The following is a 17,405-nucleotide window of genomic DNA, read 5'->3' on the forward strand; positions in this document are numbered from 1 at the left end:
GGCCTTGAAGGCGTGCGAGCGTTGCTGGCTTTACACCTTTCCCACACGAACCGCGGTGGCCGCCCTCAACAGAAGCTTCAATGTGTCCGTTCTTGGCACGGACCACAATCCAGGCCGGCGCATGCCGGTTTGCGTGTACCCAGAGGTCGCCTCCCTCCGGTAATTTCTGAGGTCCAGGACCGTCATTGCGAGGAATGGCACCCGTGTGGCCGGAAAGCGCGCTTGCATCAATTGTCGCATGAACTGCAGACGAGGAACCAGTCGGGAGCGCATTGAGCGCGGGACCTCGATCCCAAGCAGCGCAGCGAGAGCGAGCAGTTGGGTTTCGACCGCGTTCTTCATCAATTCGCCCGAGACATGAGAGGCAAGTTCCTGCCAATCCAGCCCTTCGGAATCGTTCAAGTCGCGCAATTCAACCAGATGCCGCAGATCGAGTTCGCCAAGCCAGTAGCCGTAGTCTTGAAACTGATCGTGGATGATCAACATCAGCGCTCGATAAGTGGGCGTCGGGACGTACACGCGTCCCCGCCCCAGCAGCGCGGGGACGCAGTGGTTCAGAACATCTCCGGGGCCAGCATAGAGGTACGCGGGACCTGGAGCGGCCCGCTGCAGATCGATGGTTCCGACGTCCCGCGATCGACTTAGCTCGACATACCACCTCCCGCTTTCGGGGTGCGCCTGATGATCAATTTCATAGCCAATCGCACCCAGAGCGGCGACCGCCCTGTCGGCGTCGTCCGGCAAGACCATGATGTCCAGATCGGACATCAGCCGAACTCCCCGCCGCTCGACAGGTGCTGTGGCTAGCATTGCCGCACCCTTGAGCAACACCGGCGTAACTCCCTGGCCATTCATCGCAATGACGGCCTCTTCCAATTGACCGGCCAGCCGATTGTTGCGCAGCACGTTTCGGCGATGGATCTGGCGGATATAGGTGCACACGTCCTCCGGCAACACCGATGCAAATTGATCGACGAAGTCAATGAGCGCAGGCGTCGTTAACGTCTGGTTTGCGAGCCCGATTACCGAGGTCCACTCCACTTCGGCGGGCGGCAAGCCTCGCAAGCAGTTGCAAAGGCTTGTCAGTGCCGCACTATGCCTTGTCATTGGATAAGTCCATCAGCAGTCGCCGAGCCTCCGCCGATTCGGAAAAAGTAAGTTGAAACGATCGCGCGCCCGCAACAATCCGCTTCAAAGCGAAAAAGCCGGGCTGCGACAGCTTCCCGTCTGCGGCAAAAGCGCCCTCAATGAGCCGCTTGATCGAATCAAGTTGATCCAGGGGGGTCAGCTCGACGGGGCCGCTTGCAACCCGGTTCAGAAAGATGATCCAGTTGGCAGAGAGGCTCCCATTGTGCGCATCCGGAATCGGCAAATACCGCACTTCGGCGCCATCGGACCGGCGGTGCGTCACGTCGTTCCAATCGCCATACAGTCGGGATAGCAACCGCCACGATCCCTGCTTGAGGGTGAGGGCAAATGGGATGCCGCAGATCGTTCCGTCAGCCCCAATTAGCGCAACGTCATCGCCAGCATACTGAAATCCAGCGTCGACCAGTTCTAGTGCAAGAGTCGACTTGCCGGCTCCCGGTTGGCCGCACAGCAGCAAGCCCATGCCGCACTTTACAAGAGAAGCGGCGTGGAGCGCGAAAGCCCACTGATTGCTTCGGATAAGTCGCTCGGTGATGTGAGCTTTGATTGTAGGGGCCAGAGCTGCGGCTTCACATCTTTGGATGCTCGCGTCATTCCCGCGGAAGAATACTCGATCGCCGAGCGTCATTGTCTCGATCGCAATATCCTCCTCCTCCTCGCCGCTGTCGTCCGTAACGCAAAAGAGCGAAATCAACTGTTGCGAGAGGTCCCGATTTGCAGCCCGGACGCTGATCCTGCGCTGACCAAGAACCGTTGAGAAGGCACAATCGGCCGACATTCGCCAGTCGAGATCGAGCACCCCTCGATCGATCCAGACGTTCATCGCCTGCCATGTGACCTCGCGCGCTGCGCGCTCGCCAATGCCTAGCTGCCCAAGCTCCTGATGGACGTCTTCCAAAGAAGCGCCTTGTGCCAACTTGCACCAAATGAATGCCCCTAGCTGGTCCAACTCATAGAGCTTCTGCCTTGTCTCGCTGAAAAGCACTGATCGACCGTCCACCAGCGCGAAGACTGCACCCGCGGCGGGTCTCAACACGATCTCTGCCGATGTCTTTGTTTTTTCCAGCATGGCTATGCCCGATAGCGACGATATTTGTTTCGCCGCCGTGTCGACGCGGCGGCGACAACATTCTGATCCTGCAATGTCCTGTTCGCGGCGCGTTCAAACGAGCTGCAGTTGCCGAGGAAACTCGGCTTGATCGCCGTGCTACAGCGGCGCAAATCCACCTTCAGTGCGGATGCACATCGCCTGACTGGGATTCGTCTCGAATGACCATACGGCCCCGGGTCACGCCGCCAGCTGACCACCCTCGTTCACCCCAGATGGAGAAATATTCAACACTTGTCCTCCGAGAAAGGTCGCCGGCGCGGTCAACCGGTGAGAGTCCAGCAGATAGCGGTAAACTTCGCGAGCAGCACTCCGCTCTCGTAGAACGCGCTCCCTCTCGCTGATGCTCGCTAGTTTCTCGCGCATTTGAGCCAACTGCTTCGCAGCCGAGGTGGAGTTGCGCTTCTTCTGGACTGATTCCCGCATCGTCTCCTCCGACCAAAAAAATGACGAAAACAGCTTACGTCATTGACAACAATTAACAACGAGATTTATATGATATCAATATAATCAATATTTATTTCATGTTTGAACCGGATGCAACCATTCAAATACCAAGAAGCGGGCCCTGCGTCGAAATAACAGCCGACCGAGAACAGCGTCGCAGAAATCGCCGCGATGATCTTGGCCTCCTGCGTGCAGGACAGAAAAAAATAAAACTTGACGAGAGTCGCAAACCAGACCGACAGCGCAAGGCTAAATTTGCAGGATTAAATCCTAACGAAGAATATTTCGCTGACGAGAGTGGAGTGAAACCGGTGATCGAATTAGCCAATTTGCCCATCACGGGCGACATGATCGTCTTCGTCGCGAGCGGCATAGCACGCGCAAAACTCCCACCCGCTCAGATTGGCCCATTTTCAGTGGCGCCCCAGGAGCTTTCGAGAAACGCATAATCAACGCCCGCGCTGCCGAGCCAAAGAGCGGCGGCGTCCAAGGAATCGCTCAAGCAGCGATCCGGCCGGTTGGAAAAACGTCGTCACGAGCAACCCGCCCTGCTCGAACAAGCACTCCCAGTGTGCGATGCCCCCCAAGTAACCCACACTGAGATGACGACGCACTCCAGCCGGCCGGTTCTCTTTCGTTCGACAACGAATAATTTCCTAGGGAGGCTCGCATGGGAATGATCATGGTCAAATGTCCGCAAACCGGTCGCGCGATTCCTACTGGTATTAGGTCGGACCGTGAGGCTTTCCTGCGGAGCGTTGTGTTTTATGGCAATACTCGATGCCCGGTCTGTCGCGCCAATCACAACTGGTTCGCTCGCGAGGCCTGGGTCGATGAGCAGGTCGTGCGGCCCAGGGAGATATTCGAGGAAGCGCCGCTGTGCTGATGCGTAGCGGGCTTCGGTACAGACGCGGAGCCGAACTGACCAGCACTACACGAGCTTGGGCCGACCGCCTCATTATGACGCCGCGTGTGCGGAGTTGACCTGTTGCGGCATAGCTGCCGCCCCGGCTGGGAACTCGTCTTGGTACGGACCGGTTGCGCTCAATCATGGCGCAGCGTTCATCCAGAATCCTGTCTTGGCGGCTATTTCTGCCAGGGCTTACCGGAGGGATGCGAAATATTTTGGTCTATCGTCGTAAAGCGAACTGACGCCCTCATGAACCGTAAGTTAAGCGTCGCACCGGCAGGTCGGCGCAAACTAACGCTTCCGATCGCTGATCCTGCAAGGGCCTGTTTGGGGGTATTGTAGTGAGTAGTGGGGTTTGCGGCCGCTTGGCTGTTCTGCGTCAAACGGCGATGGAGCTCGTTAGCCTGCTTGCCCAATTGCAGAGGCTACGAGAGCAAGTGCGAAGGGCGGAAGGGCGAAGCCTCGGAGAAAGAGCGAGATTAGGGCCGGCGTCACGGATGCGTAGGCCCCGGTTTGGGACGAGTTGCCGCACGCGGATTCAATGATGGCGAGCGGCGCGCGTAATTTCAGCGAACTCGAAGACGATCGTCTCACGGATCGACCCTGAAGCCTCTGATAACCCTTTGGCACAGCTCCAAGCCGCCCGATCGCTCCTCAATGAGGCGTGCGCGCAGCGGAGTTTCAAGGCAGGCCGATGCGAGTGAAGGCTCTGTGCCAGGAAAAGTGCTGCGCTTGATCCGGCGTCCCTTTCCGGCTCTGACCGAGATCATCCACGAGCGGCATGCTACGGATCATGTCTCGCACCTGAGTTGTTTAAGCCCCGGCTTTTTATCTGTTTTTAGGTTTATGAAGCAGCGCTTCATCTGAAAGACAATTTGAAAGCAAAGCGAAAGTTGTTCGCGTCAAATCATTTCGGTAGTTGCGCCATGGGAGGCAAATTTAGTTATCTGATGTAATCATAATTAATAAGACGCAAAACAGGAAATAAGGTCAGAGAAAACCAATGGGAGGAGTGGATGGAGACCGTACGCCGCTTGCGCGCGATGGCGTCGCTGTGCCGACAGACTTCTGCGCATCATCCTGATCGAAGCTGGAAGCTTCTCGCCGAAGCTGAGTTCTGGGAGCATTTGGCTAATGACATGCTTCGCGAGCATTTCGAACAATGCACGGCTGGCTCCTCGCTCCGACCGATCGGACATGATCCGAATGCCGCGGAATCGAGCGCTCGCATAACCGCGTGAATGCTCTCGTTTAGCCCGAATCCCGCTCGGCCGTGTGCCGGGCGTCAGTCCTCTTCAAGGCGCCCCATGGAGAACCAAGCCCTGCCGGCGCCTTTGTCTGGCGGCGCGCAGACCGGAGCAGGGACGCCAAAGCGCGCTCGCTGCCCGGCTCGGGCCGCTCAGACTACCGAGTTCTGTTTTCTGGGTCGGGAATGCGCTTATGCGAAACTGTCGTTCGCCGTTGGACTTGCGCTTTGGCGTCCAGCACCTTTTCCCCAGCTCGTGAGGCGCGCGGCCGGCTCACCTGGTCCGAAAGGCTGGAGCCCCTACCAACTATTCCGGCGATATCACCGTCGACCTTCGCTGCCGGTATTTTCCGGTTAGGTGACGGTCCAACGATCATCTGCTCCTCGTTGCTCGTGCCGGTGCCAATAGCTCCGATCGGCAGACCATTTTGAGCATGGCCAGCGCCGGCATTTCTTTTGGCCTGCGCCGCCGCCCGCGACTTCGACGTGGCGGGTTGAACGTCCGGGCTGTTGGTTTGACTGGCGCGGTCCAGGTTTGCACCGGCACCAACGTCTCGTGTCCCCATTCCTGGAGGCGCCGATGGACCAGGGTTGGCGCTGCTCGCATTTGTACCCATGCCGGACGGAGCTGACCCACCAGTGTTGGCGCTGCCCGTGCCCGTCCCAGTGCCGGCACCCGCGGAGCCCGCCACTGCGCCACCTGCTTGGGCCAGGGCCAGCACAGATACGCTCATGATAATCGCAATGATCAACGAAGGGATTCGGTGGAGCATTGGACGATCTCCTTCTCAAGCGACCGGCCGCATCGGCCGAAACTTTAATTAGCGATATAAATCATTGAATAAAATATAATATGGTTTATTTTTGCCTATGGATAAATTGCAATTGGGAAGCGGATTGACGCATTAATGTCGCGGATGTGGGCACAAGCGCCGATGCAGGCAGGGTCGGGCCTTGGATCGCCCGTTCGCCGCACAGACGTGTGGATTGTCTCGGATTGTGTTCGTAGCTGTGCGCGCACCTGCGCAACAAGGTCGGCCTGGGTTGCACCGACTGTCCTGACGGTAATATCGGTATTGACCATACCCGTTCTCGCGCAGCAGCCAAATCAGCCGGCGAGCGACGCCCATGTCATGGCGACGCACTTGCGCGGCACGACCGGCTCGGACGGGTGGCGCACGGCGCGGCTGAAACCATCTGCCGACACGACACCCCTGAAGTTCGCACAAGCCACAATCAGCAATACCGAGCGATCGCGGCAAGTGCTCGCCGCAGAACAGGAGAAGATACAGGCCCTTGCTGCTGACCTTCGAACATGCCGACGGGAGCAGGATACCGTGCTGGGGCTGTTGCAGCATGCACGCGAGCAATGGACCAGCATTGCGGAGGCCACCGAGAATGAAACCTATAAGCTGCAGAAATCGCTCCGGGAGGAGCGCTTGCACACGGAGCGTCTGGAACGGGAACTTGTCAACACGCGCAACGATTTCGAAGTGCAGGCACGGCTAAGCCGCGAAATCGGCACCGAAGGTCACGAACCCGAACGCCGGGCACAGAGTGATCCGGGAGAGCTGCAACAAGCTGTCGAGCGGGAGAAAGATCGGGCAAACCGGCTGGAGCAGAATCTGACAGCCGCTCATCACGACCTGGAGACCCAGTCGGCAGAGGTAACCAGACAAGCCGCAGAGATCAGTGCAAAAGAGGCAGCGGGGGCTCAGGTACAGGCAAGCCTCCGACAGGAGCACGATCGTACCAAACAGCTGGAGGAGACGCTCGCGACGACGCGAATCGAGCTCGACAACCGATCCCAGCAGATCGCGAAGGCAATCGAAGAGACGGCGCAGGCCAACCGAACGGCGGAGAATACCTCGGCCAAACTGAAGCTCTCATTGAGGGAAGAGCACGAAAGAGCAGATGCGCTGGCGCAAGAGCTCTCGTTGGCGCGTTCCAAGCTGTTCGCGTATGAAGCGCAAGCCGCGGCAAACGATGATCGAGCCGAACAGTTGAAAAAGCAGCTCCGGCGAGAATGCAACCAATCCGACCGAGATGAGCAAGAACTTACCGCAACACGCCCGAATGTCGGACCGTGGCTACCCGCCCGGGTGTCGGGTGAAGGCGGAGCCGGCAATTCGCCAACAAGGGAACTGCTCCGAACACTGCTGCTGGGATCGCCGCAGGCGCCGCCCGCGCAATTCGCGCGAGAGCTCGTGGTCACAGCAGCTGAGCCGAAGGCGCCATCCCCGGTTCTCGGCAACGAAAACGCAGCCGCGCTCGTGCGATTGATCGCTCGCGCAACCGGATTGCTTCGACAAGGCGACATTGGCGCGGCACGAGTTGTCCTGGAGCGTGCTGCTGAATTAGGGAGCGCACCGGCAAGTTTCGCGCTCGCCGAAACGTATGATCCGAGCCTGCTTGCCAAATGGGGCGCGAGCGGAACGCGCGGCGACACGTCCAAGGCGCGAGAGCTTTACGCCAGAGCAGCAGCCGGAGGGGTCAAGGAGGCAAGGGAGCGGTTCGACGCACTTGGTCGTTAGCAGCATCGGTTCAGACAAATGGTCGTGCGCTGTATCGACTAGTCAGATCGAATTTAAACTTACATGTCGAAGTGAAGAGCGCAGCGGACAAAACAGAATAGACGTTCCTAGGGGAGCCGGATCGATGAAGCAGCTGGTTGGAATACGCTCTTGGTTTCTCCTCATCGTGATAGCCCCGCCGCTTTTGATCATGGGCTATGGCCTGGCAATGGCCCAGCAGACTCCGCGGGCGCGTGCGGATCATGCAAGGACTGAAATTGCGGCCATGAACGATTGGACTGTTGGAATTGCCGGAGGTCTGCTGGAAGGAGCTCCCATTCGGCTTGCCGCGGAAATGGCGCGAGTGGCCGATGATGGAACGGACCTCCACGTGCTGCCCATCGTGACCCGTGGCGCAACCGAAAACGTCAATTCGCTGCTGTATTTGCGGGGCATTGATGCAGCAATCATCAATTCCGACGCACTTGACGAGTACAAGAGCCAAGTGCCGGACATCCAGCGACGGATCACCTATGTGCTCAACCTGTTTCCATCTGAACTGCACGTATTCGTCAGGCCCGAAATTCAGAGCTTGAGTGATCTGGTCGGAAAGAAGGTCAATTTCAACACCCAAGGTACCGCCGCAGCTTATTCGGGTCCGCTGATCTTCAGCCGGCTGGGGATCGAGGTCGATAAGACATTCATCCCTCATCAGGTTGCGATGGAACAAATGCGCAGGGGTGAGCTGGCCGCCGTCGTTTTCATAACATCGAAGCCGGTGGATGCATTCATACGTGGTCGCTGGGATGTCGGCTTCAAGTTCCTGCCGGTCCCCTACGAGAGCAAGTTCGAAGATTATTATCTGCCATCTTGGCTGGACGCAGCTGATTACCCGAACTTGATCAGGCAGGGGGAACGCGTGGCAACTATTGCCGTTCCAACCGTGCTGGTCGCTTTCAATTGGCCGATCAAATCCAATCGCTTTCATCGTGTGGCGCGCTTTGTTGACCGCCTGTTCTCGCGGATCGACAAGCTGCAGGAGCCCGGTTTCGATCCGAAATGGAAGTCGATCAACTTGGCGGCGACGGTCCCTGGCCTGACGCGCTTCCCCGCGGCGCAGGCCTGGCTCGATCGTCTTCCGCGTTCGAGCCAGGCGGCACAATGACGTTCACCCTGATCGCTCTCGTCGTGACGCTCGCGATCGCAAATGACCTCGCTCGGGCCCGAGGCGCCGAAGACCCCGTGGCGCCGGTTCGCGTCTCTGATCGGCCCGCAAATGGAGTCGGGGCGTGGATCGTCAGCGAGACCACCTCGCCAGTCGATTATTCATCGATCATCAAGGCTACATTACCATCTCAAGGGGGCAGTTCCGACGCAGCAATGAGCCTGTCGATACGGTGTCGCGGCGGCCTGACCGAAGTGTTGCTTGATGGAGCCGGCCTATCGGGCCGCCGCGAGGACTACACCCTTTCCCTACGCATCAATGATGATCCACCGTTTCAGGTCTCGACAATCACGTCGACGCGCGGTGTCGTGCTTGAAAGCGATGTCGTTCGCCTGTTGCAATCGATCCCCGGCCACAGCGAACTTTCTGTGCATGTGTCACGCCGGACGGGGGCCGGCGCCGGTGCAGTGTTCGCTCTCGATGGTATCGAGAGCGTGCGTGCAAAATTGGCGGCAACATGCAAATGGCCACGCGTGATCGCGAAGCCCAACCATTGATCATGAACCTCAGCTTGCTTGGAGAAACAACATAATGCCCAAATTTCCGAAGATTATCACAGCGATGATCGCGACAATCATCTCGCTCCTGGTCGGGCTGTCTAGTTCCGCGGCACAGGAGACTCGCCTGCTCCCGGCACAGCCTAGTTTGCCTGCAGCCTCAACACATGGCGTGGCAAGAACGCACGCGAATTCATCGGCGCGGGCCGCGATGCCAAAACAATTTGAGCTGGCGCGCATCGTGCCATCGTCTGCTGCCAAGAAAGAGCACCGCTTAATCCTTCAGGTCAACACAAGCGACTCCGCGTCAATGAATCTTGCGTTGAACAATGCACTCAACGTCGCGCAATACTACAAGGAGGTTGGTGAAGGGGTGAAAATTGAGGTGATTACCTTCGGCCCCGGCCTCCATATGCTCCGCGATGACACGTCGCCGGTGAAAGCACGAATCGAGGAAATGGCTCTGAGCACGCCGGAAGTATCATTCAAAGCCTGTGGAAACACGCAAGAGAAAATGCAAAAGGCCGAAAATAAAGACATTCCGATCGTTGCCCAAGCCCAAGTGGTGAGGTCGGGCGTCGTTAGGGTGATGCAGTTGCAGGAGCAGGGATGGACCTACGTCAAGCCATGAAATGGCGACCAGACAGTGCCCTATCGAGCGCCTAGGTGCCGGCCTGCGGTCGCGACACCCCGATCGAGTGGGTCGCCGCAGCCGATGCAAATTGAACTGGCCTCGATCGGGGACAGATCTATCGCGCGCTATTCACCGGGCAGCGCCAGACCGACTGTCTGATTACGAGAGCGACTTCGGGAGAGGGTTGAGCGAACATCGGTCGTCTCAGTCACTTGCGAGGTCTGGTAGCAATTTTGCGGGGCAGCCCCTGGCCCGCCCATCCTACTCGGCCGCCTGCTAAGGTCGATTGTCCCGTAGCAGCATAGGGTATCGGAGACGCAGGAGGGCGCGAACTGTGACGTATGGTGCTTCGATTTACGTCAGTTCTGATGACCTCTTTTTCGAAGGCAAGCGATTAAATTCCACTGGATTTTATTTTGTTAACGCGTCAGATTTCTAGACTTAAAGCGAGTCGATTTTACGTTGGGGAATGTTAAATGGCAAAACCTGCCGTTTCCCGTAATACCTTTCGAGGGTTATTCGCTTTTTATGCGAAAGCTGATCACAAGCACGATGGCGATTATTGTGTGCTGAAGCTGTTTGGATCCGCTCAAAACATTCCTGATCGGCTGCTACAGCAGTGGTCGCACCAGGCTGATCTACCCGGCGCGGAAGCCATCGCCAGCACACTGGAGCCGCGCACCCGCGAGATCGTGAATGGTCGTAAATGCTATGACCACGCCAGCGACTTTCTCCACGTGCTGCTGAGAGACCTAGAGCTAAGGGAACACTAAAGAGGCGTCGCTGCGTCAGGCTCCGCGAGGTCTTGCAGACCTGAATGATAATGCCTTTTGCCTCCGCGCTCTATATGCACCAGACTGCTATTCCAATGCCGGGCAGCCGGCCCATTTTGTCGATATAGTGCTCGCATGCCGAGGTCGATTTACCAGCCATTGCATGAAAGGCTGCGAACGGAGAACGGTCAAAGTCTCCGCCTGACCTTTTCAGAAATTGAAGCGATCTTGGGGAAGCCTCTGCCGAGATCGGCCTACACCTTCACTGCGTGGTGGAGCACACTGAAGAGAGCAGGTCCTCAAGCGAGAGCGTGGATATCCGCTGGTTATCGTGTCCGCGTCTCAATGAAGCACCGCATCGTCGAATTCTATCGTTCTGATGTGAACACCAATGATCGTCATGGAACGCCCTGGCTGCATTGAAGCTTCCCATGATGGCGGACCTATCAACTTCGGTGTTCGGGACCAACTGCGAGAATAAGCTGGCGCAGAATCAAGTTGCAACTTCAGGGCCGCAGCGAAAACTGCTGCGGCCCTGTTTTTGAGCGGAAGCCGCGAGCCGGATGCTCCGGAACGTGGCGAGAAAAATCTAATGGGAACGCTGCGCGATGGCCCTAGGCCGCATGAGGGTTGACGATGGTGTACCCTCGCAGGGAGCGCGGGTGAATTCGCGTTGCGTGCCCACCTGAGTTGGCATCGTACGCCTTCCAGATGTCACCGGCGATGTGCTGTTCAAGGACGAAGACGTGTCCACGTCGCGCGGCAACCATTCCCGGTGCTGGCGAGGTGCGGGGAAAGCGCAGCCAATTGGCTGCGAGGTTCAGTTCCGGTACTACCCGACCAAACACTCGGATCGCCGCACCACATCCGCAGAACGATCGAGGGCAACCGGCCGGACGACCGCTGACGATCTCACTACTTAAGGCCCCTGAGCTGGCCACAGACATCCGTAGGCTAGCAACGGCACCTCGCTGCAGGCGCGGTGCCGGTCTCGTGTATCTCTGCGCCTGCACCAGCGAAGATGAAAAGTCGCATGGCATAATCACGTTGCATTCAGGTGGCGAAGCGGCGCGCAAGGGGCGTGCTTCAGAAGAAATGGATGTCGCAAAAGCGAGCAATAAAGCTACGACTACTCGATTGAACATGCAGGACTCCGGGTTAATAGCCCTGCCCCGACGCGCAGAAAGCGCGTTGTAATTTGGCGAAATTAAGCCACTGAAACAGAATTAAATGAAATTTTGAGACCAATTAAATCGAGACGGGAACGTTTCGATTTGCCTCGAGTCGTGCTTGCGCGACCGATCCCTTATTGTTCGTGGATCGACAGATGGAAAAGGCAGTCGCCTACGCAATCTCAGCGGCCCTCGTAGGTATCGGTGTTTTGATACTGGTCGTCGGCCTGTCCTCCAGCTCGCCCGCTCTGTGGGTGGTGGTCGCACTCGTGCCGATCACGATCGGGATCGTGAGCGCTTTTGGCCCCGTGTAAGGATGGGGAAAACGGCCGATGGGTCAGATCGTCTGCATTTTCCGAATCGGGCCTCTGTGCACGCTCTCAACTGGTTTCAGATTTACGGATACACGCGCGTGAGCCATTTCGTCTCTATGCTTCTGCTTGCCCTCGCCCTGACGCTGACCTTGTGCTTCGGGGTGGCAGCCTGGCGCGTTTCGGCCGGCAATGACGTCGAGATCACCGCAACGATTCCGCATGAGGAATACGGATGGAGAGCGCGGTCGAAGAAGTGAATGCCTTGGGCTCGCCTTCGGTTACATCCTGGCGAGGATGAACATTGATCTTGACGAATCGCGAATGAGTGAAGGCTGCCCGGCGGCTCCGACTGTTACTGCCTCGAGCTCACCAGCAAGCATTTAGGACCGCGGGTCGTCCGTTCGCAACATAGCGATCAGGTTCGCGATCATTGCCTCCAGGTGCGGCAGGCATCGCAGGGCTCAGCGGCGTCGAGGTCGGTCACGTGCCAATATTGGACCCGGTCCGCGACGGCCAGAAAGCTGCGTTCGACCATCGATCGATGCTCCGCCTCTTTCAATCGTATGACAATATCTGCTTGCCGGCAGTCAGCTGAGGCGCACGGCTGCGGAAGTTCATCGACATGGCAGCTCCCAACACAACCAGACATAACAACGGGATGGCCTAATACCGCACCAAGCTGTCGCCTCACGCCTCGCCGCGGTAGCTTGTTCGTTCGTGCTGTCGCATCATCCTCATCTCTGATAAGCTGGTGAGACTGGCGCAAACTAGGGTACGGCGGGCACCACAATCAACTCCTTCCAACTCTCTCGATGAATTCCAACGCGGCTGGGGCAATGTCATCGAACTCGACAAAGCAGCGGCGCAGTTCATCTGCAATCTCTACAGTTACATCACGGGACCAACCCTCTACCGTGTTGAAGACTACGATCCGAGCAGGATGCTTGTATTGGCCTTCCATTATTTGGCGCATCAGCGTCGCTCGACTAGCGTCCTCCTCGGAGGTTTCGCTCCAGGCACGTCCGAGCCCACCTCCGAAATCCTCAAGCACAATATAGACGTCACGTGGATATGGATGGGGCACGATGGACGGAGACTGAGGCATGATTCCGAAATCCCGAAAATACCAGCTCGATTTAATGTTCGATATTAAACTAGATTAAAGATATAATTTCAACCTCATTTATAGTCGTCAGGCTGCGCTTTCGATCGGTCGACACTGCTTATCGATCGACCACTCCCCGGCGCACGTGCTCATGGAGGCGACGAAGAAGCGAGCCGTGAGGTAACGGCGACGGCGATGGCAGCCCCAACGGCAAGGACGACAAACATTTTCGGGGGCACGGCAGTCGGAACGGCTCGCCGGTTACCAAATTTTCCCAACGCCCATCCCCAAGTGGGTAATGCAGTCGGCCCCAGCTTTCCCCGTTGCCCCGCGGGCCTGGAGCTCATTTTTGTTCGGCTTGGAACGACTTGCCGATTGCCAAGTTTTCCCGGGCCCTCCCCAAGGGGCGACTGCCTTCGCCAAGGCAGCTCAACAGCCCCAGCTTCACCCGCCCCGAGGCTGGGTCCTTTTGCTGTCTGGATAGCTGCAGACTCAGGAGGGCGTTGATGCAGGGTTATCGCTCGGTCCTTCTTGTCCAACGGTTGAACGACCTCGTTTGTCAACTGTCAGAGCTGGAAGATCTCCGGCTTAAAGTCAAAAAGGCGGAGCGAAGCGCCTCGGCTGTACCTGCATTGCGGTCGCCTCCGAGCACTCGATCGCAGCGACGGCGAGCCGCGGGGGAGCAGACCCCCGAGGACTGACTGGAACCCGATCTAACCTGCGTTAGTGAACGAGGTAGAGACTGTGCAGCTCGACTGCCCTGAAGGGAGTGAACTTCACTGTCCTCCCGCGGTGAGGCTTGAGCAAGGTGCTGCACATTTCGCATTTAAGTGTCTACCGCCCGGGCCGTTGCTATCTTCGGCTTTCTCGCGCGCGACAACGCGCTCGAGCGGTCGATGGGCGCAAGCGTGCATTAACGGACTAGCTGGGTGCGCAGGCCGCACGCGACAGCAATAGCGATGAGGCAGCGTGGCGTCTGAAGCCTTGCCGCACGCTGATGTTCGTCACGGAGCCGGCGAACTCGACCAAAAGCAGGACCAGGACTTACGTGATAACTGAGTCATGCTGCTCGATCGGGCAGGCTGAGACTTGCTGACGATCTGCGACATCACTGGGCATTCAAACCGAAGTGCGCAGACCATCGTGAAGCACTACCGCGCCCGCAATGCGGCTCGCGCCGATTCCGGCATCGACAGGCTTGAATTGCAGGTGCGGAAGGAAGGCATGAAGAGCTGAACGCAGACCGGTAGGGCTCGTGTTACAGTAGTGGATGGGCTTCGGTCCTAATTATCCGCCTCGTCGCACGGCGTGCGACGTACGACCATTAAGAGCGTCGTACGAGACCCGGTTTGGTCTGCCGAGGAGTTTAAAAGAGCCCTTGCGGGCCAATTTCTTAAGGATGGTGGGCGCACCAAGGGCTCGAACCTCGGACCCGCTGATTAAGAGTCAGCTGCTCTGAGAAACTTCGCTGGTGGATTCACCCACTGTGAAAATCGGAAGCGCCAGGCGCGCTAGCCTCGCCACCATAGGAACGTAGCGGACGAACTGAATTGTATCCCCTAAGCCTTCATCCGCAGCGATCAAGATCGTCTTGCCTTCGAGACTCTCGTTTCCAAGCCAAATGGGCTGCTGGACTTTTGCATAATCCCCTCCAAGAGTAGAACTCTTCCAACGCACCTCGGGGCCAGTCCAACCTGCCTCGAAGTCTCCCATTAACAAATGAAGATGCGCAATTCCCAAATCTGCCATGACGTCGTTTGGATCAGAAGGTTTTAGGCGATCATAAATCGCGAAAGCCTCCTCGAATTTATGCATCTTGGTCAGCGCGACGGCCTTATTGTGAAGCGCATCTCCGAAGTTTGATTGAAGCTCCAAGGCCCGGTCGAACCATTGCAACGATTCCTCATCTTCCTTCAAAAATCTTAGTGCAATACCGAGATTATTGCAGATGTTGGCGTTGTCGGGGTCGAGTTCATACGCATCGCGGCAGATCGCTAGTGCGTCCTCGAACCGCTTCAAGCCGTGCAGCAATGCGGCTCTCTGTTGCAGGGTTGGAATTGATTTGGCCGCAACTGGTTGCATATGTTGATATATGAAAGCGACTCCTCGGTTCGCCCCAGTTGATGGAGAAGGATCCCACACTGGTTCGCAGCCTCCCAATATTGTGGACTGAGCTTGAGCGCGTGCTGAAAGCTGATCAGAGCGTCGCCAGGTCGTTCCAGTTTCACCAGGGTCTGGCCGTGAGACAGCCACAGACTGGGATCGTCTAATCCCAGCTCGAGCGCCTTATCTAAGGCCTTCAGCGCCTCGTTGTGATCTCCTTGCGACAGAAAGGCGATTCCAAGGCTGAGGAAGTATACTGGCTTGGGATCCTGTCGGATTGCGCGAGAAATCCAATGGTGTGCGTGGTCATAGCGCTTGACCTGTTGGAATAGTAAACCCATCAAGTGGAGCGAGTCTGCGTGGTTGGCGTCCAGTGCAATAGCCTGGCGGCAACAGACCTCCGCGTCGCGAAATTGTCAGGCTCGCATGTGGACGAACCCAGACTCAAAAAGCGCAGCGACCGGTGTGGTAGAATCTGCGCGGCCTTTGGATTTGCGAGATTCTCGAGCAGCAGCCCGGCGTTCCTGACGATTCATGGCGCGTTCAGAGCGAGATTCCCAAAAGCAACCTTTAGGTGATTCGATGCAATCTGTGCACCGTCTTGGATGGTCTTCAGTGCAGGACATCCAGGGGCACTTTCCCGATCTCCTCACCCTCCTCGTTCGTGACCAGGATGGAAAAATGACGATTCCTGAGTTCGGGACGCTCCGCAAGAAGTCTCCTCGCGATCTCCTCGGCAACATCCAGCGCCATGATGTCGTCGGGTAATTCAGCACCTCCCTCGTCTGCAACGGTCTTGGAGTCGACCAGATCGAAATGATAGCGCGGCACGTGAACCCTCAAATTCGTCGCAGGAACGCGCGATCTCGAGCCTTCGTTCCGGCGCTCGCATATCAATCCCCGGCAGGCCCGCAGGAACCCTCAGGGTGATCGCGGCATTGCTGCGTTTTGGAGCCAACAAATGCTTGGACAGCTGCGCGTGCTTGCCCAGCCGGGCGCGGTCATCGCCGGTCTCGCCGTCCTGTTGCTGATCGCCGCTGGCGACGCGGCGATCGTGATCGCCGTGAAGGGCTGGCCATTCTAGCCCGATGATCGATGTCGGACATGTCCTTCTTCGGCCAACCGTTCCGGTTAGCCCATAGGAACCTTTGTAGGCCTGCCCGGTTCCGCCTGTGAAGCGGAGTGCGACAAAGCGTCAATGCAGGTCTGGGTGCGAAGGGTTCTGGTGTTGTGCATGACCTGGCCGCTTGCTGCGTGCGCGGGCCAGCAGTCGGCGCTTGACCCTCAAGGGCTGCAGTCTGAGCAGATTCGGCATACGCTATTCATCTTCCTCATTGTCGCGGCGATCGTCTGGACCGCCGTCGTCATCGTTCTGGGCCTGGGGCTATTACGCCGGAAGCGCACAGCCGATCAGCCGCTGGACCTCCACCAGCCCTTCGAACAACGCTCCGGGCGCGTCGTCCTGGCGCTTGGGATTGCGACCACCGTCGTCGTGCTCGGTCTCTCCTTCGTCAGCTATGCCGGACAACGCACCGTCTTCGCCAAGGACGAGAATGCCCTCACGTTGAAGATCATCGGCCATCAATGGTGGTGGGAGGTTCGCTATGAAGCCGACAGTCCGCACCAGAGTTTCGTGACCGCCAACGAGATCCGGATCCCGACCGGCCAGCCGGTGAAAGTCGAGCTGGAATCCGCCGACGTGATCCACAGCTTCTGGGTGCCCAGCCTGACCGGCAAGATGGACTTGATCCCCGGGCAGAAGAACGAGCTGCAATTCACGGCGAAGAACGCGGGCATCTATCGCGGGCAATGCGCCGAGTTCTGCGGGATCCAGCACGCCCATATGGCGGTCGCCGTGATCGCGATGTCGCCCGACGAGTTCGGGCGCTGGCGCGATCATGAAAACCAGAGCGCGAACAGCCCTACCGATCAACTCGGCAAGCAGGGTGAAGCTCTGTTCCGGGCGCGCGGCTGCGCACTGTGTCACAACATCAGCGGTACGATGGCCGGCGGGCAGCCGGGTCCGGACCTCACGCATATCGGCAGCCGCACGACGATCGCGGCGGGAACGTTGCCGAATACGTCGGCCACGCTCGGCGCCTGGATCGCCGATCCCCAGCACATCAAACCCGGCAATCTGATGCCGAAGATGCCGCTGCAATCGGACGAAATGATCGCGATCATTCATTATCTGGAGCAGCTCAAGTGA

At 57.9% G+C, this 17,405-nt stretch carries 17 protein-coding genes and 2 pseudogenes; 11 read left to right on the plus strand and 8 right to left on the minus strand.

Going from position 1 to position 17,405, the window contains the following annotated elements; all coding sequences use genetic code 11:
- Positions 1–30 precede the first annotated feature (30 nt).
- From AC0L30_RS03845 to AC0L30_RS03855, 3 genes are all read right to left on the minus strand, one after another.
- Entirely contained in the window at positions 31–1,056 is a 1,026-nt protein-coding gene (locus tag AC0L30_RS03845; protein ID WP_473403805.1) for a nucleotidyltransferase family protein, read from the minus strand.
- Between the two features lie 37 nt (positions 1,057–1,093).
- Positions 1,094–2,218, minus strand: coding sequence for a serine/threonine protein kinase (locus AC0L30_RS03850; protein WP_473403806.1), 1,125 nt, complete (start codon positions 2,216–2,218; stop codon positions 1,094–1,096).
- A 219-nt stretch (positions 2,219–2,437) separates the two neighbouring features.
- Positions 2,438–2,683 (minus strand): hypothetical protein, encoded by a 246-nt coding sequence (locus AC0L30_RS03855; RefSeq protein ID WP_007592890.1) that lies wholly within the window; start codon positions 2,681–2,683, stop codon positions 2,438–2,440.
- Positions 2,684–2,781: 98 nt separating this feature from the next.
- Here AC0L30_RS03855 and AC0L30_RS03860 point away from each other — a divergent pair, with 98 nt between their 5' ends.
- The 7 genes from AC0L30_RS03860 (at position 2,782) to AC0L30_RS03890 (ending at position 10,925) form a co-directional block, all read left to right on the plus strand.
- Positions 2,782–3,153 (plus strand): hypothetical protein, encoded by a 372-nt coding sequence (locus AC0L30_RS03860; RefSeq protein WP_473403807.1) that lies wholly within the window; start codon positions 2,782–2,784, stop codon positions 3,151–3,153.
- 2,783 nt (positions 3,154–5,936) lie between these two features.
- Positions 5,937–7,394 (plus strand): coiled-coil domain-containing protein, encoded by a 1,458-nt coding sequence (locus AC0L30_RS03865; protein ID WP_473403808.1) that lies wholly within the window; start codon positions 5,937–5,939, stop codon positions 7,392–7,394.
- 124 nt (positions 7,395–7,518) lie between these two features.
- Positions 7,519–8,538, plus strand: coding sequence for a TAXI family TRAP transporter solute-binding subunit (locus tag AC0L30_RS03870; RefSeq protein ID WP_473403809.1), 1,020 nt, complete (start codon positions 7,519–7,521; stop codon positions 8,536–8,538).
- Complete coding sequence (locus AC0L30_RS03875) at positions 8,535–9,095, plus strand: hypothetical protein (RefSeq protein ID WP_085383300.1); 561 nt, start codon at positions 8,535–8,537, stop codon at positions 9,093–9,095. The genes AC0L30_RS03870 and AC0L30_RS03875 overlap by 4 nt, the downstream gene beginning before the upstream one ends.
- A gap of 34 nt (positions 9,096–9,129) precedes the next feature.
- Entirely contained in the window at positions 9,130–9,726 is a 597-nt protein-coding gene (locus AC0L30_RS03880; protein WP_473403810.1) for a DsrE family protein, read from the plus strand.
- 479 nt (positions 9,727–10,205) lie between these two features.
- Complete coding sequence (locus AC0L30_RS03885) at positions 10,206–10,502, plus strand: hypothetical protein (protein WP_473253306.1); 297 nt, start codon at positions 10,206–10,208, stop codon at positions 10,500–10,502.
- 135 nt (positions 10,503–10,637) lie between these two features.
- Positions 10,638–10,925 (plus strand): DUF7662 domain-containing protein, encoded by a 288-nt coding sequence (locus AC0L30_RS03890; protein WP_433994716.1) that lies wholly within the window; start codon positions 10,638–10,640, stop codon positions 10,923–10,925.
- A gap of 191 nt (positions 10,926–11,116) precedes the next feature.
- Here AC0L30_RS03890 and AC0L30_RS03895 read toward each other — a convergent pair.
- Positions 11,117–11,410: pseudogene (locus AC0L30_RS03895) on the minus strand (hypothetical protein); the annotation flags it as partial.
- A gap of 419 nt (positions 11,411–11,829) precedes the next feature.
- On the opposite strand from AC0L30_RS03895, the gene AC0L30_RS03900 reads away from it, so the two are divergent.
- Together AC0L30_RS03900 and AC0L30_RS03905 are read left to right on the plus strand one after the other, a co-directional pair.
- A complete protein-coding gene (locus AC0L30_RS03900) occupies positions 11,830–11,988 on the plus strand; it encodes a hypothetical protein (RefSeq protein ID WP_007592914.1) in 159 nt (52 codons plus the stop codon).
- Positions 11,989–12,086: 98 nt separating this feature from the next.
- Positions 12,087–12,245, plus strand: coding sequence for a hypothetical protein (locus AC0L30_RS03905; protein WP_245285881.1), 159 nt, complete (start codon positions 12,087–12,089; stop codon positions 12,243–12,245).
- Between the two features lie 2,294 nt (positions 12,246–14,539).
- Here AC0L30_RS03905 and AC0L30_RS03910 read toward each other — a convergent pair.
- The 4 genes and pseudogenes from AC0L30_RS03910 to AC0L30_RS03925 form a co-directional block, all read right to left on the minus strand.
- The gene (locus AC0L30_RS03910; RefSeq protein WP_473403811.1) at positions 14,540–15,124 is read right to left on the minus strand and encodes a tetratricopeptide repeat protein; all 585 of its coding nucleotides are present in this window, start codon (positions 15,122–15,124) and stop codon (positions 14,540–14,542) included.
- A complete protein-coding gene (locus AC0L30_RS03915; RefSeq protein ID WP_473403917.1) occupies positions 15,109–15,369 on the minus strand; it encodes a hypothetical protein in 261 nt (86 codons plus the stop codon). The genes AC0L30_RS03910 and AC0L30_RS03915 overlap by 16 nt, the downstream gene beginning before the upstream one ends.
- Positions 15,364–15,600 (minus strand): annotated as a pseudogene (locus tag AC0L30_RS03920) (CDC27 family protein); the annotation flags it as partial. The pseudogene AC0L30_RS03920 and the gene AC0L30_RS03915, both read right to left, overlap by 6 nt.
- Positions 15,601–15,808: 208 nt before the next feature.
- On the minus strand, positions 15,809–16,027 hold the full coding sequence (locus tag AC0L30_RS03925; RefSeq protein ID WP_007592918.1) for a DUF6894 family protein: 219 nt from the start codon (positions 16,025–16,027) through the stop codon (positions 15,809–15,811).
- 130 nt (positions 16,028–16,157) lie between these two features.
- On the opposite strand from AC0L30_RS03925, the gene AC0L30_RS03930 reads away from it, so the two are divergent.
- Positions 16,158–16,280 carry a hypothetical protein gene (locus AC0L30_RS03930; RefSeq protein ID WP_473403812.1) on the plus strand — a complete coding sequence of 41 codons (123 nt, stop codon included), beginning with the start codon at positions 16,158–16,160 and terminating at the stop codon, positions 16,278–16,280.
- A 150-nt stretch (positions 16,281–16,430) separates the two neighbouring features.
- Complete coding sequence (gene coxB, locus AC0L30_RS03935) at positions 16,431–17,405, plus strand: cytochrome c oxidase subunit II (RefSeq protein ID WP_473403813.1); 975 nt, start codon at positions 16,431–16,433, stop codon at positions 17,403–17,405.

This window comes from Bradyrhizobium sp. MI1.11 (assembly GCF_055811255.1).

What these genes read in the sequence shown, in the direction of transcription:
- AC0L30_RS03850 (WP_473403806.1), bottom strand. Translation starts at nt 2,218, where the DNA reads ATGCTGGAAAAAACAAAGACATCGGCAGAGATCGTGTTGAGACCCGCC.
- AC0L30_RS03875 (WP_085383300.1), top strand. Translation starts at nt 8,535, where the DNA reads ATGACGTTCACCCTGATCGCTCTCGTCGTGACGCTCGCGATCGCAAAT.
- AC0L30_RS03890 (WP_433994716.1), top strand. Translation starts at nt 10,638, where the DNA reads ATGCCGAGGTCGATTTACCAGCCATTGCATGAAAGGCTGCGAACGGAG.
- AC0L30_RS03930 (WP_473403812.1), top strand. Translation starts at nt 16,158, where the DNA reads ATGCTTGGACAGCTGCGCGTGCTTGCCCAGCCGGGCGCGGTCATCGCC.
- AC0L30_RS03870 (WP_473403809.1), top strand. Translation starts at nt 7,519, where the DNA reads ATGAAGCAGCTGGTTGGAATACGCTCTTGGTTTCTCCTCATCGTGATA.
- AC0L30_RS03880 (WP_473403810.1), top strand. Translation starts at nt 9,130, where the DNA reads ATGCCCAAATTTCCGAAGATTATCACAGCGATGATCGCGACAATCATC.
- coxB (WP_473403813.1), top strand. Translation starts at nt 16,431, where the DNA reads ATGACCTGGCCGCTTGCTGCGTGCGCGGGCCAGCAGTCGGCGCTTGAC.
- AC0L30_RS03855 (WP_007592890.1), bottom strand. Translation starts at nt 2,683, where the DNA reads ATGCGGGAATCAGTCCAGAAGAAGCGCAACTCCACCTCGGCTGCGAAG.
- AC0L30_RS03860 (WP_473403807.1), top strand. Translation starts at nt 2,782, where the DNA reads ATGTTTGAACCGGATGCAACCATTCAAATACCAAGAAGCGGGCCCTGC.
- AC0L30_RS03885 (WP_473253306.1), top strand. Translation starts at nt 10,206, where the DNA reads ATGGCAAAACCTGCCGTTTCCCGTAATACCTTTCGAGGGTTATTCGCT.
- AC0L30_RS03900 (WP_007592914.1), top strand. Translation starts at nt 11,830, where the DNA reads ATGGAAAAGGCAGTCGCCTACGCAATCTCAGCGGCCCTCGTAGGTATC.